We start from the raw sequence: 13,637 nt of genomic DNA, 5'->3' as shown, positions 1-13,637 counted from the left end.
AACCGCTTCAAGAACATGGAAACTTCTATCATCAGTCATAGGCGCAGACATAGAAACTGACACCGTAAGCTCCTCCGCTCCTTCAGTGTCACAACCTCTCGCCCATAACCTCATGCCGCGCTAGATGGGGTCGGCTTCGCGCTTACGCTTAATTTTTGCTTTTTGGGCAGCAATTTGTTCTGACCGGTTGAACCGTGGTTTCCGGGCTGGTAACCGGCTGGGAAAACAGGAGTACTCATGTCATCCGCTTCGCTCGACCTGAACGGCTACACAGACCTTCCCGACGACAAGATTGCCGTTGTCGTGACCTATCTTGAGATGACGGCTCCGCCCGAAACGCCCCTCGCCAGGGAGCGGGAGGATGTGTCACTGGAGCGGTGGGTTGCGCCCGATGTTACGGAGTATAAAAAACTGTTCCGCGAAATCGGCGAGGATTGGCTCTGGTTCGGCAGGCTCGTGCTCGATGACGACAGCCTGGAAGCCGTGCTGACGGCACCCGGCCTTGAGGTCTTCACGCCTGTGATGAACGGGCGCGCAATGGGGCTTCTGGAAATCGATTATTCGGATCCGGAAAATCCGGAACTTGCCTATTTCGGTCTCGTGCCCTCGGCCGTCGGGACCGGGCTCGGCCGCTGGCTGATGCAGCAGGCCGCCGCGATGGTCTGGGCGCGGGCGCAGACGAAACGCTTTTGGGTGCACACCTGTACCGGCGACAGTCCGCAAGCGATCGGCTTTTACCGTTCCTGCGGTTTCAAACCCTACAAGCGTGCTCTGGAAGTGACCGACGACCCGCGATCGAGCGGGCTCCTGGGCAAGGACAAGGGCCCGCACGTGCCGTTCCTGGCCGACCGGACCTAAGCCGCAGGTCTGACGCGCTCGGGAAAGGCGGTTGCAATCGCCTGCCGGCTGGCCTCCAGAACACCACGTTCCGTGATCAGTCCGGTGACGAGGCGCGCCGGTGTGACGTCGAAGGCCGGGTTGGCCACGTCCGATCCTTCCGCGACAATTTCGATGGTCTCGATCGCGCCGCTTTCCGACCGGCCGGTCATCCGGTTGACCTCGGCCGCCGAGCGCTCCTCGATCGGAATTTCGCGGACGCCGTCGGACAGGGTGAAATCGATGGTCGGCGAGGGCAGGGCCACATAGAAGGGAACGCCGTTGTCCTTGGCGGCCAGCGCCTTCAGGTAGGTGCCGATCTTGTTGCAGACATCGCCGGACGCGGTGGTGCGGTCCGTGCCGACGATGACCATGTCGACCTGGCCGTGCTGCATCAGATGGCCGCCGGCATTGTCGACGATGACCGTGTGCGGCACGCCGTGGTGACCCAGTTCCCAGGCCGTCAGAAAGGCGCCCTGGTTGCGCGGGCGGGTTTCGTCCACCCAGACATGAACCGGAATGCCGGAATCATGGGACATGTAGATCGGTGCCGTCGCCGTGCCCCAGTCGACCGTGGCAAGCCAGCCGGCGTTGCAATGGGTCAGGATATTGACCGGTTCGCCGGGCGCCTTCGTCTTTGCGATTTCGGTGATCAGATCCATGCCGTGCATGCCGATCGCCATGTTGATCGCGATGTCCTCGTCGCAGACATCCGAGGCGAGTTTATAGGCGGTTTCCTTGCGGCTTTCCGGCGGGATCTGGATGAGCGTCCTGCGGGCGAGATCCAGGGCCCAGCGGAGATTGACCGCCGTCGGCCGGGTCTGCAGCAGAGCCAGGCAGGCCGCATCGAGAGCGTCGTCCGACGGGTTCTCGCGCATCGCCAGGGCAACCCCGTAGGCCGCCGTCGCGCCGATCAGCGGTGCGCCGCGCACCTGCATCACCCGGATGGCATGCGCGGCATCTTCCATCGTCCGCAGCAAGGTCGTCTCGAAGACGTAAGGGAACTTGGTCTGGTCGATGATCTCGACGTTTTCGCCGTCTTCGGCGACCCAGATGGTCCGGTATTTTTCCCCGTTTACTTTCATTGCGTCGGCCTCCGGTGAAACTGTGCTCTAGTTTGCATACCGTATCACCGGATCGTTCGCCAGCATCTGCGATCTGGCAAATTTGATCAAAATAGCTTAATTGTTGTTAACCATTATTATTGCAATGCCGGTGGAAGACGGTGATAGCCGGTCTTGTGTCTGTTTTACCGCAGTAAGAATTGGTTAAGACTGATCGGGTGAGGGAAGCGAGTAGAGGATGGAGCCGGATAGCCATGTCTGAAATGCAGGATAACGTGGTTCCGCATACGCGGGTCAGGTCGTTGCGCGATGCCATCCGCAAGGTTCAGCTTGGGGAAGTCGAGCGCTCCGATGTCGTCGTCGAGTTGCAGGATACCGAACGCGCCCGGCTGGAAATGCTGGCTGACGAAATGAAGGACGTCTTCAAGGAAATTCCCGAAGACGACGACCAGTTCACCCTGCAGATTGTGGCCGGATCCACGCCGCGGTTCTGGATCGACGTCACCGGTCACGTGGTCATCGCAGGCGACAGGCGAACCTACCGGTTCGTGAAGGATACGCGGCTTGGCCGTGTCGTCATTCTGGAAACGGCCGAAATAGACGATATGGCCGACTGCCTGACGGAATATATCGCGGAGCGGATCCTGGAGCGGGAAAAGGCGCTGGAAGGCGACTGGCTGAACAACCGGCTTCGCCAGGTCGCCGTCGAGGCGGCCGGGTCCGAAGGGCCGAAGTCCCGGATTTCCTGGGCCGCCGCATTCGGAGCCTTTGTCGTCGGGCTCGCGGCCGGTGCCGCCGGGCTGGTGACCTATGCCTGGTTCGCCAATCCGCTTTAACGGCGGTTCGCTCTAAGCGTTCTGCCCCGGGACCTTCAACTCGGTCCTGAACAATTCCCCTATCGGCTCGCCTGCTTCGCTGAACCCGCGTTCGGTAAAATCGCAGGACCAGCCGTTTCCCTTTCGGGAAATTGCAAACAGGTTGTAGCGGGCCGCCGGCTTCTTGCCGCCCGGCGCATTCGTTGCCGAGGGGACCCCGATGACCGGGATCGGTCCTGCCGGGCCTTCGATTTCGGCCCTGCTGTCGACATGGGTATGGCCGTGCAGGACCAGTTCCGCACCGGCCCATTTCAAAACGGCACGGACGCGGGACGCATCCGAGAGCCGTTTGTGCCAGTGGGTCGCTTTTTTGAACGGCGGATGATGGATGAGGACGACCCGGAACAGGCCTTGCTCGCCGAGTTCGGTCAGGATCCGGCGCAGTTCGCGTGCCTGAGTGCTGCCGACGCGGCCCGTGGCGAACCACGGCCCCGTCGCGCGGGCGGTCGAGACGCCGATGATGGCAACATCTCCGCGCCGGCGCACATAGGGAAAGGTGGTCTCCTTCGGATCTTCCGAACCGGTGCCGGCATCGGCCGTCATATAGGGCCGCCAGGCTTCCACGGCCTTCTTCAGGGCGCCCGGGACGTAGGCATCGTGATTGCCCGGAACTACGGAAACCCGGTTCGGCGGGCCGATTTCATCAAGCCACTGACGTGCGCCGATGATTTCGAGCGGCAGGGCGATGTTGACCAAATCGCCAGTGACCGCGATGTGGTCGGGCTGATGCGCCTTCAGGTCGGCAATGAGCTGGTCGAGGGCGCTTCCGCCCATCGACTTGGCGCGGTGGGTGCGCCAGTTCAGATAGCCGAGAATCCGTTTGGAGAAGAGCTGGATCAGCTTCGGATCGGGAAGGGGCCCCAGGTGAGGATCGGACAGGTGTGCGAGTTTCAGCATTGTGCCGGCATCATCAAAGCAAACGGCGCCGCGTCAAGGAAAAACGCGGCGCCGTTTTGAAGAGGATGCTTTTTTGAAACCGGTTCCCTGTTTACGGGGCACCGGTAACCCGAAGCGTCAGTTGCTCGGGAAGGTCATCAGGATCGCAGCAATCCGCGGATTGGTGAGATCGACGGACGGCTTCCAGTGGAAGGACCGCGGGCGGCGGCGACGGGAAAAGAATGTGCTCAGCATGGTCTGTTCTCTGGTGTTATGCGGCCGGTTTGTCGATGGGGACATGCCGCAGTTTTGTGACTTTTGCCTGTTTCGTAATCAATCTGCTGCTCAAATAGTCAGCCTTCTGCCCGTTGTGTAGTGCAATAATTAGCGTGGCTGCCCTGCATTGGTTGCATAGGTTAAGCGTCCGTATACTTTGGAGTTGCCGTTTCTTTTTGAGCACGTATCCATGTTGAAATTGTTTTCTCTGTTGCCCAATCCCCTGACCAAACGGCTGATTTACGGCCAGTCCCTGTTGCGGAACCCGTTTTCCCTCGGAGTGCGGATCATCGTGCGAAATGCGGACGATCATGTGCTCCTCGTGCGCCACAGCTATATACGGGGCTGGTATCTGCCCGGCGGCGGCGTAAACGGCGGCGAAGCCATGGCCGAGGCGGCCATGCGCGAACTTCGGGAAGAGGCGGGGATTTCAGCGACGGAGGACCTGCGCCTTCTGGGGGTTTATCTCAACCGGGAAAGCTTCGGCCGCGATCATATCGGCCTTTTCGAGGTGGCCGGGTGGGAAGCCCAGGAGACATTCCTGCAACCGAACGCGGAAATCCTGGAGGCCCGGTTCTTCAATCCCGGCGATCTGCCCCAGGATGCGACGCGGGCGACCGCGGACCGGATTGCCGAGTTCTGCCTCGGTTCCCGGGACCGGGACCCGACCGGCGGCGGATACTGGTAGGGTCGGGCCAAACCCGGTCCGTCCCAGAGTTCAGGCCGCTTCGAGCCGGTCCCGGTTGTGAGGCGCATCGAAATCAAGGACAGGCCCTGCGGGCACGATTCCGTTCGGATTGATCGACCCGTGCGAGCCGTAATAGTGCTGCTTGATGGTCGTCATATCGACCGTGCCGGCGATGCCCGGCGTCTGGTAGAGGTCCCGGAGATAGTTGGACAGGTTCGGGTAGTCAGCGATGCGGCGGAGATTGCACTTGAAGTGCCCGACATAGACGGCATCGAACCGGATGAGGGTGGTGAACAGCCGCCAGTCGGCCTCCGTCAGGCGGTCTCCGGCGAGATACCGGCGGGTGCCGAGGCGGTCGTCCAGCCAATCCAGCGTTTCGAAAACCTCTGCGACGGCTTCCTCGTAGGCCTGTTGGGTGGTGGCGAAGCCGGCCCTGTAGACGCCGTTGTTCACGCCGGTGTAGACGCGGTCGTTGATGCGATCGATGTCGCCCCGAAGGTCTGCCGGATAATAGTCCGCCCGTGACCCGGTCAGTCGGTCGAAGGCGCTGTTGAACATGCGAATGATTTCGGCGGATTCGTTATTGACGATGGTGCCTGTTTTTTTGTCCCAGAGAATGGGAACGGTGGCCCGGCCGTTGTAATGGGGATCGGCTTTCACATAGACCTGCCAGGCATAGTTGGAGCCGGTGACCGGATCCGGTGTGCCGAAGGTCCAGCCGTTTTCCAGCATCAGGGGTTCGACGGCCGTGACCGGTATCAGATCCTCCAGGCCTTTCAGCCTGCGGAAGATCAGGGTGCGGTGAGCCCAGGGGCAGGCAAGCGAGACGAACAGGTGATAGCGGCCGGCTTCCGCCTTGAACCTGCCGGTTCCGCTCGGGCCCGCGCTGCCATCGGCGGTGATCCAGTTCCGGAAAGCGGACTCCTTGCGCACGAACCGCCCGCCGCTGGACTTCGTATCGTATCCCTCGTTCTTCCAGACACCGTCGACCAGCAGGCCCATAATTCACCTCGTTTGTTGCGTCATTTCTTACCGATGTGGCGTGACAGCTTAAAAAATCAACGACTTGAATGGTGTGTTTATCACGCGTGGACAGTCGGCACCGGAAGGGCCGGAATCCTGTCTTTTCGGTTGCCTGCGAAAAAATCCGCTGGACCGGTTGCCGTTTTACGTGCTATCGGCGATCCACTTTTGGCAAAGACCGCCGACAGAGAGTGACGTAAAGCCGATGATGACCGGTTCCACATTGCGACGACGAAGCAGCCGACGAGACATTTCTCGTCTGTTCCGTCGCGGCTGACCGGTTTCCCCTTACGTCGATATCAAGACAGGGCATGGAGGCAGGCGCGAATCCCAGTTTGCTTGCCAGGAATTGCCCCATGAAATCCGAAAATTGGTTCATTCGTCTCGAGGAAGCCGCCGATACGGCCGAGATTGACGCCCTTCAGGCCGCAGCATTCGGTCCGGGACGGTTTGCGCGTACGGCTTTCCGGATCCGCGAAGGCGTTCCGCATCTGCCTTCCTTGAGTTTCGTCGGCCTGTCCGGCCCTACGCTGGCCGGATCCGTGCGGCTCACCCCGATCACGATCGGCACCACGCCGGCCCTGCTGCTCGGCCCCTTGACCGTGGCACCGGAATTCAAGAACCGGGGGCTTGGAAAACTGCTCCTGCGGACCGCGATCGATGCATCGACGGCCGCGGGCGAAACGGCAATCCTGCTGGTCGGGGATGCGCCTTACTACGGCCCCCTGGGGTTCAAGCAGGTCGCCTTCGGCTCCATCACGTTGCCCGGTCCGGTCGATCCGGCGCGGGTCCTGGTTGCGCCGCTCAACGGCAGCGAGCCGCCGAGCGGGCAGGTTCGCGGCGGCAGAGCCTAGCGGCCTTCCCGGTACCAGGTCAGCGACAGGGCGCCGAGCAGGACCGCCAGCCCGATGAGGCCGAGGAACAGCGGATAGCGGTCGATCCCGTTCAGCACGCTGGCGTTTGTCGTCTTCAGGCCGATCCAGCCGGTTCCCGCGTAGGAGGCCGCCTGACGAAGCGGCACGATGCGCGGAACGTCCACGCCGCCGCCGAGATCGGACAGGCGCCGGGTGACGCCGCCGGTCACCAGGCTGGTGGGCTCGAGCACGGACGTCGTCGACAGCACGTCGGTATATTCCTTCGGATTTTGCGGTCCGGCATGAACCAGGGCCGTCTTGTCACCCTCGGTCACGGTGAACAGGCCGGTCTCCGTTGTCGTCATGGTGCCGCGCCACAGGCCGGGATCGCTTTCCGTCATGGCGACCGACGTTTCCTTGCCCGACGGAGACTGGACGGTGACCTCGTCGATGGTTTCTCCAAGGGACTGACGCTCGACGATCAGCTCAGGCCCGCGCATGGAAACCCGCAAGGCCTCTTCTTCCAGATCCGGTTCCTTCATCAGCCAGTGGGCCAGGCGGCGCAGCAGCGGCACATGCGGACCGCCGCCCTCATAGCCGCGCGCCCAGAGCCAGACATGGTCGGACAGGAGCATGGCGACACGTCCCTCGCCCTCGCGGTTGAGCACAAGCAGCGGTTTGTCGCCGGGGCCGGTCATGAGCGTCTGGCCCGAATCCACCTCGGTGTCGACCAGGCGGAACCAACGGCTCCAGTTGGGCGGATTGGCAGTCGCGCCGGGAAGTCCGCGGGTGACCGGATGACGGGCGCCCAGATCCGCGACCGCCGCATGATAAGGCTCTTCCAGGATCTCGCCTGTCGGGCGCGCCGGCAGGATCGGGGCGAGCGGCGTGCGGTACAGGCTGCCGGCCTCCGCATAGTCCGGACCGCCGGCGAGAAGCACCGCGCCGCCGCCGCGCACGTAACGGGCGATGTTGTCGAAATAGAGCATCGGCAACACGCCGCGGCGCACGTAGCGGTCGAAGATGATCAGGTCGAACTGGTCGATCTTGACGGAGAACAGCTCGCGAGTGGGAAAGGCGATCAGCGACAGCTGGTTGATCGGCGTGCCGTCCTGCTTCTCCGGGGGGCGCAGGATGGTGAAATGCACCAGATCGACCGAGGCGTCCGATTTCAGAAGATTGCGCCAGGTTCGCTCGCCTGCATGGGGCGAGCCGGACACCAGCAGAACGCGCAGGTTTTCCCGGATGCCGTCGACGGTGACCACCGCCTTGTTGTTGAGCGTCGTCAGCTCGCCGTCCAGCGCTTCCGCCTCGAATTCGAAGATATTGTCGCCGCCATGGGCGATCTCGACCGGAATGTCGATGGTTTCGCCGAGCGATGCGTTGCGCTCGCTGATCAGTTTGCCGTCCCTGCGGACGATCAGGCGCACGCGTCCGGTCGACTGCGTATCCCGTCCGTGGTCGACGACGCGGACGGAGATGATCTGTTCCGAACCGACCAGCCCGAACCGCGGCGCCTTGTGCAGGATCAGGCGCCGGTCGCGTTCATCCGGCTTTCCGGTGATCAGTCCGTGGATCGGCGCATTGAAACCCAGGCTGCCCGGGTTGGCCGGCACATCATGCACCTGGCCGTCGGTGACGAGGATCGCACCGCCGACGCGGTCCGGCGGCACGTCGGACAGGCCGTCGGCAAGCGCCTGGAACAGGGCGGTTCCGTCGCCGTTGCCTGCGTTTTTCGCCTCGATGCGCCGGACCTCGAAACCGGGCAGGGCCTCCAGCCGTTTCTGGAGCTCGGCGGCTGCCGTTTCCGTTTCCTCCGGCCGGTCGGCGAGCAACTGGCTCTGGCTCTTGTCGACGACCAGCGCGACGACGCTGGAAAGCGGTTGACGGTTTTCCCGCTCGATGGCCGGGTTGGCGAGCGCCAGGGCGACGAGGGCCATTGTCGCGACGCGCAGGAACCAGCCTCTCAGGCGCATCAGCCCGGTGATTGTCGCCAGAACGGCGACCAGCAGGACCGCGGCTGCAAGCATCCACACCGGAATGAGGGGATCGAAGGAGAGGGACCAGATCATGAATGGCGTCTCCTCATTGTCCGAGCCGTTCCAGAAGGGCCGGAATATGAACCTGATCGGCCTTGTAGTTGCCGGTCAGGCTGTACATGACGATGTTCACCCCGGACCGGAACGCATAGTCGCGCTGCAACGGGTCGTCCGGGACCGTGGGAAACAGGAAATTGCCCGTGTCGTCGATCGCCCAGGCGCCGGCGAAGTCGTTGCCGGAGATCAGGATCGGCGACACGCCGTCTCCGGCCCGCACGGGCCGTTCGCCGCTGGCCGCGGGGGTTTCGTCCAGGCTTTCAACCCACAACTGTCCGGTGGCGTAGCGTCCGGGGAAGGTTTCCAGGAGGTAGAACGCCTTTGTCAGTACGTGGTCCGGCGGCACCGGCTCCAGGGGCGGGATGTCGAGGCCGCTGAGGATTTCCCTCAGTTTCGCAGTTTCCGGCGTGTTGGCGAAACTGTTCGCCGATGCGGTGAGCTGATCGCGCGTATCGAACAGGATCGTCCCGCCATTGCGCATGAAGGTGTCGATGCGCGCCATGGTGCGGTCGCTCGGCTTTTGCGCAGACGGATCGATCGGCCAGTAGAGCAGGGAATAAAACGCCAGCTCGTCGCGGTCGATGTCCACGCCGACCGGCGCTCCGGGTTCAAGGGCCGTCCGCTCGGTCAGGAACTGGGTCAGGCCGTACAGGCCGGCAGCGCTTGTGTTGTCGATCTGGGGATTGCCCGTGATAACATAGGCGAGCCGCGTCTTGAGTGTGGCCTCCAGGGCGCGGACGTCATCGGAGTTCGTCTGGGCATGGGCCTTCGGTATCCCGGCCCCAAGTACGCCGAACGCCAGTATCGCCGCTGCCGCGGCCGAGGCGGCGGACCGGCGCAGGTGCAACCGACTGAGGCCGCCGGCCAGCAGGATGACGATCAGCGCATCCGCCAGCAGGAGCAGGAAGGTCAGGCTGAAGAAGGTGGCGCGCAGGTCGACCGGGTCCGACGAGGGATAGGCCATGACGGTGGCGTTCCCGCCAAGCTGTTCGGTATCCAGCGGGGAGAGCGTGTCATCGGGACCGAGCAGGTTCAGCGCCCTGAAGCCGTCCTCGCTGCCGTAAAGGCCGGGCGGGATGTGGCGGCTTGCATGGGCATCGCGGAAATCGGACATGGTGACCGGGGTTACTTCCGGCGGCGGGGCGGAAAACCGTCCGAAGCCGTCGAGCAGGCGCAGCGGCGGCAGGACGCTTTGCACGCCAGCGCCGGCGTCGCCGGTCGGCGAGCCTTGCGGCGCGACGTTCGAAACCGCCAGGATCCGGCGCAGCATGTCCACGAATACGCCGGACAGCGGCAGGTTGGACCAGGAGGAATCTCCGGTGACATGAAACAGGACGATGGTGCCGCGTCCCCTCGGCGCAGCCGTAACCAGGGGCGTTCCGTCTTCCAGGGTCGACCAGGTGCGGTCGGGCAGTTCGGACGTGGGTTCGGCCAGGACCTGCCGGCTGACGGTGACTTCGGCGGGGACTTTCAATCCGGCAAACGGCGAATCGGCGGTGAAGTCCGCAAGCCGTTGCGGCTGTTTCCAGGACAGGCTTCCGCCCAGGGACCGGTCGCCCTTGCGCAAGGGGACCGGGATCAGGTCGTCGGTGCCGCCGGCCATGCGCGGTCCTGCGAAGCGGACCAGGATGCCGCCGCCGGAAACCCAGTCGCCGAGATCCCGGACGAGGTTGTCGGGCAGGCGGCCGACATCGGCGAGGATGAGCACGGAAATGCCCTGATCCAGCAGAGCCGGAATGGAAACCGCAAGATCCGCCTCACGCGGGACGCGGATATCGGAAAACGGGCTCAGCGCCCGCTGCAGGTAGTAGAGCGGCGACAGGAGCGGCTGGGCGAGATCGGCGGATTGCCCGGAAACTAGGCCGACCGTCCTGCGGCGCCAGCTGTCGTCGACCAGCTGCACCGCGCCGGCCGCGTTTTCGCCGACGATTTCGACCCGGGCGATGTCATTGCGCAATTCGCTCGGTAGCTCGAAGCGCGCTTCGGTTTCGGTGGCCGAGCCTTCGAACACCGCCTGGGTCTGGCCCAGGGTCAGGCCTTTCAGGTCAAGCGCGCGCAAGGCGACCGTCGCTTCCGGATCATCCGGATGACGGACGACGGTCATCGACAGGGCATCGGTGTCGTTGGACAGCGCCTTCAGGCCCTTCGGTGTGCGCAGGCCTTCGAAAACCGTGATCGGCGCGTCGCCGACGATGGAGGCGAGGTCCGTCTGGAAGCGGGAGGGGGCGTTCTGTTGCGTGCCGTCGGTCAGCCAGATGACGGCGCCGGGAGGCGTGGCTTGGGCGGCCTTTCTAAGGCCGGCGATCAGTTCGCTTCTGTTCGGCGCCCAGGCGCGGGGCTGAAGCGCGCGCAAACGTTCAAGGGCCGCGGCGGCCGTCGCGGGTTCAAGCGGTTGTGCCGGGCCGTCCGCGGTCGCGGCGAACAGGACCGGCTGGCTCTTGTTTTCCAGGGTATTCAGCAATTGCTCGGCGGCCGTGACCTGCTCGTCCCAGCTCTTGGCGGAGGTCCAGCCGTTGTCGAGGAGGAGCCATAAAACGCCGTCGCCGCTGTCGACATCTTCGGCCGGGCGCCAGACCGGTCCTGCCAGGGCAATGATCAGACAGGCTGCCAGGGTGAGCCTCAGCAGGGTCAGCCACCACGGGCTGCGTTGCGGCGTTTCCTCATGCTCTTCGATATCGAGCAGAAGCCGGGTCGGCGGAAAGGAGACTTCCCGGGGTCTTGGTGGCATGAGGCGCAACAGCCACCAGATGACCGGCAGAAGGACCAGGGCCGCAAGCGCCCAGGGGGCCGCAAATGCAAGGGGAAGGCCGGCAAACATGCTAGTAAGTCCCCTGGTTCAGTGTTTCGTTGCCGCCGGACAGCGAACTGTGCAGAACCAGGAGCGGTTCCGCCGGCGGCCGGTCCGTATGGTGCAGGACATAGGTCCAGCCCGCGCGCCGGGCCATGTCGCGGATTTCGGCCCGGTGGGCTTCCACGCGGTCGCGGTAGGCGCGGCGCCAGTTTTCCGCCCGCCCGGTCGTCAGCCAGAGGCCGCGTTCCAGGTCATGAAACTCGATCCGCCCTTCGAACGGAAATGTTTCCTCGATCGGATCAAGCACCTGCACCAGATGTCCGCGCGCCCCGGTTCCGGCGACGCGTGCGATCCATGCCGCAATCTCCTCGATCGGGTCGAGCAGGTCGGCGATCAGCACAACATCGGAAAACCGCTTGACCGGGGTCGTATCGGGAAAGGCGGCCGGTTTGGCCAGATGGGTCAGGGCATCGGCAACCCGTTCTGCCGCCCTGCGGTCGGAGAAAGGCCGGGTGATCCCGGGCAGACCGACCCGTTCGCCGGTCTCGGCAAGCATGTCGGCGAGGGCGAGCATGAGCACGATGGCCCGGTCGCGCTTGGACACCTTCGCCAGTTTCGACTGAAACAGCATGGATGGCGACAGGTCGGCCCAGAGCCACACGGTGTGGGCCGCTTCCCATTCGCGTTCGCGCACATAAAGATGATCGTCGCGCGCGGACCGGCGCCAGTCGATCCGCTTCGCCGGCTCGCCCATGTTGAACGGCCGGAATTGCCAGAAGCTTTCGCCGGGCCCGGCCCGCCGGCGGCCGTGCCACCCTGCAATGACGGAGCTGGCGACGTGACTGGCCTCGACCAGGAGATCCGGCAGGGCCTCCGCGACCGTGCGCGCTTCGCCGATGACGTTCGGCCATGTGGCCGGATCGATCCGGCTGTCGCTTTTCTGCAAGGCCATGATGCCCCGGTCTCCCTGCCGTTAGCCCACCTTCTCCTTCACGCGCGCGATGACATCGCGGACCGTGTGGCCATCCGCTCTTGCGGCGAAGGTCAGGGCCATGCGGTGCTGCAAGATCGGTTCGGCGAGGGCGAGCACGTCGTCCACGGACGGCGCAAGGCGCCCTTCGACGAGGGCGCGGGCGCGGACGGTCAGCATCAGCGCCTGACTGGCGCGCGGGCCCGGTCCCCAGGCGATCAGGCTGGTGATGGCGTTGCCGGAGGCCTCGCCTTCCGGCGGGCGGGCGGCACGGACGAGCTGCAGGATGGCGTTGACGACCGATTCACCGACCGGCATGCGCCGGACAAGCTGCTGGTATTCTGCCAGCTCTTCCGCGCTCATGGCGGTCTGGGCGACGGCCTGATCGGCGCCGGTGGTTTCCAGGAGGATGCGCCGTTCGGCCTCCAGATCGGGATAATGCACGTCGATCTGCATCAGGAAGCGGTCGAGCTGGGCTTCGGGCAGGGGATAGGTGCCTTCCTGCTCCAGCGGGTTCTGGGTCGCCAGCACGTGGAAGGGGCGCGGCAGGTCATGCGGGTGGCCGGCAACGGTCACGTGATATTCCTGCATGGCCTGGAGGAGCGCCGACTGGGTTCTGGGGCTGGCGCGGTTGATCTCGTCGGCCATCAGCAACTGGGAGAAGACCGGGCCGGGAATGAACCGGAACGCGCGGCTGCCGTCGGCGCTTTGTTCCATGACTTCCGCGCCGAGAATGTCGGATGGCATCAGGTCGGGCGTGAACTGGATCCGGCGGGCATTCAGGCCGAGCACCGTGCCGAGGGTTTCCACGAGCTTCGTCTTGGCGAGGCCCGGAACGCCGACCAGCAGGCCGTGGCCGCCGGCAAGGATCGTGACCAGGCTTTGCTCGACGACCTTGTCCTGACCGAAAATGATGCGCGAAATATCCGCCTTGGCTTCGGTGATGCGGGCAACGGCGCGTTCCGCGTTTTCGGCAATCGCCTCGAGATCGGATTCGGAGGTGCCGGTGGAGGACGGGGTCATGACGCTCATAAATCACCTTTGCTGTTATTGGTCTTCAAAGCCAGGCGGCAGGCGCAGTGTCGCTTTCATTCCCTGTTGCTGATTTCCGCTTTTCTTGTCGCGACTCGATCAGTCTGACACCATATTAACCGTTAGATAAGTCGCAAATTCTAGCGAGACAGAGGCAAGGGACGAGAAATTTCCGTAACGGCCGGCGCCGGGCGACGAAAACGGCGGTTCGGCAGT

Annotated in this window: 11 protein-coding genes; 4 read left to right on the top strand and 7 right to left on the bottom strand. The window is 63.9% G+C overall.

From position 1 onward, the window contains the following. The first annotated feature begins 237 nt into the window (after nucleotides 1–237). On the top strand, nucleotides 238–858 hold the full coding sequence (locus HK439_RS13405; RefSeq protein ID WP_190292008.1) for a GNAT family N-acetyltransferase: 621 nt from the start codon (nucleotides 238–240) through the stop codon (nucleotides 856–858). Here HK439_RS13405 and mtnA read toward each other — a convergent pair. Continuing rightward, nucleotides 855–1,961, bottom strand: coding sequence for an S-methyl-5-thioribose-1-phosphate isomerase (gene mtnA / locus HK439_RS13400; RefSeq protein WP_190292007.1), 1,107 nt, complete (start codon nucleotides 1,959–1,961; stop codon nucleotides 855–857). The two genes, HK439_RS13405 and mtnA, sit on opposite strands and share 4 nt — an antisense overlap. A 233-nt stretch (nucleotides 1,962–2,194) precedes the next feature. On the opposite strand from mtnA, the gene HK439_RS13395 reads away from it, so the two are divergent. Next, nucleotides 2,195–2,776, top strand: a complete 582-nt coding sequence (locus tag HK439_RS13395) for a hypothetical protein (protein WP_190292006.1) — start codon at nucleotides 2,195–2,197, stop codon at nucleotides 2,774–2,776. A gap of 12 nt (nucleotides 2,777–2,788) precedes the next feature. Here the strand turns inward: HK439_RS13395 and HK439_RS13390 are convergent, their stop codons facing one another. Next, nucleotides 2,789–3,712 (bottom strand): metallophosphoesterase family protein, encoded by a 924-nt coding sequence (locus HK439_RS13390; protein WP_190292005.1) that lies wholly within the window; start codon nucleotides 3,710–3,712, stop codon nucleotides 2,789–2,791. A 445-nt stretch (nucleotides 3,713–4,157) separates the two neighbouring features. Here HK439_RS13390 and HK439_RS13385 point away from each other — a divergent pair, with 445 nt between their 5' ends. Continuing rightward, a complete protein-coding gene (locus HK439_RS13385; protein WP_190292004.1) occupies nucleotides 4,158–4,655 on the top strand; it encodes an NUDIX domain-containing protein in 498 nt (165 codons plus the stop codon). A gap of 30 nt (nucleotides 4,656–4,685) precedes the next feature. Here HK439_RS13385 and HK439_RS13380 read toward each other — a convergent pair whose 3' ends face one another. Continuing rightward, a complete protein-coding gene (locus tag HK439_RS13380) occupies nucleotides 4,686–5,657 on the bottom strand; it encodes a glutathione S-transferase family protein (RefSeq protein WP_190292003.1) in 972 nt (323 codons plus the stop codon). A 377-nt stretch (nucleotides 5,658–6,034) separates the two neighbouring features. On the opposite strand from HK439_RS13380, the gene HK439_RS13375 reads away from it, so the two are divergent. Beyond that, nucleotides 6,035–6,532 (top strand): GNAT family N-acetyltransferase, encoded by a 498-nt coding sequence (locus HK439_RS13375; protein ID WP_190292002.1) that lies wholly within the window; start codon nucleotides 6,035–6,037, stop codon nucleotides 6,530–6,532. Here HK439_RS13375 and HK439_RS13370 read toward each other — a convergent pair. The 4 genes from HK439_RS13370 to HK439_RS13355 are packed head-to-tail and all read right to left on the bottom strand — an operon-like array spanning nucleotide 6,529 to nucleotide 13,412. Then, nucleotides 6,529–8,604, bottom strand: a complete 2,076-nt coding sequence (locus tag HK439_RS13370; protein ID WP_190292001.1) for a hypothetical protein — start codon at nucleotides 8,602–8,604, stop codon at nucleotides 6,529–6,531. The genes HK439_RS13375 and HK439_RS13370 overlap by 4 nt on opposite strands. 13 nt (nucleotides 8,605–8,617) lie before the next feature. Beyond that, nucleotides 8,618–11,446: a DUF4159 domain-containing protein gene (locus HK439_RS13365; protein WP_190292000.1), complete on the bottom strand. Its 2,829-nt coding sequence runs from the start codon at nucleotides 11,444–11,446 to the stop codon at nucleotides 8,618–8,620. Nucleotide 11,447: 1 nt separating this feature from the next. Continuing rightward, nucleotides 11,448–12,371, bottom strand: a complete 924-nt coding sequence (locus tag HK439_RS13360) for a DUF58 domain-containing protein (protein WP_190291999.1) — start codon at nucleotides 12,369–12,371, stop codon at nucleotides 11,448–11,450. A 21-nt stretch (nucleotides 12,372–12,392) separates the two neighbouring features. Continuing rightward, complete coding sequence (locus HK439_RS13355) at nucleotides 12,393–13,412, bottom strand: AAA family ATPase (protein ID WP_209011797.1); 1,020 nt, start codon at nucleotides 13,410–13,412, stop codon at nucleotides 12,393–12,395. Nucleotides 13,413–13,637: the final 225 nt, after the last annotated feature.

This window comes from Roseibium aggregatum (assembly GCF_014692675.1).
Taxonomy (GTDB): domain Bacteria; phylum Pseudomonadota; class Alphaproteobacteria; order Rhizobiales; family Stappiaceae; genus Roseibium; species Roseibium aggregatum_C.
The sequence above is the reverse complement of the archived record's forward strand: the minus strand, read 5'-3'. Positions and strand labels throughout refer to the sequence as shown.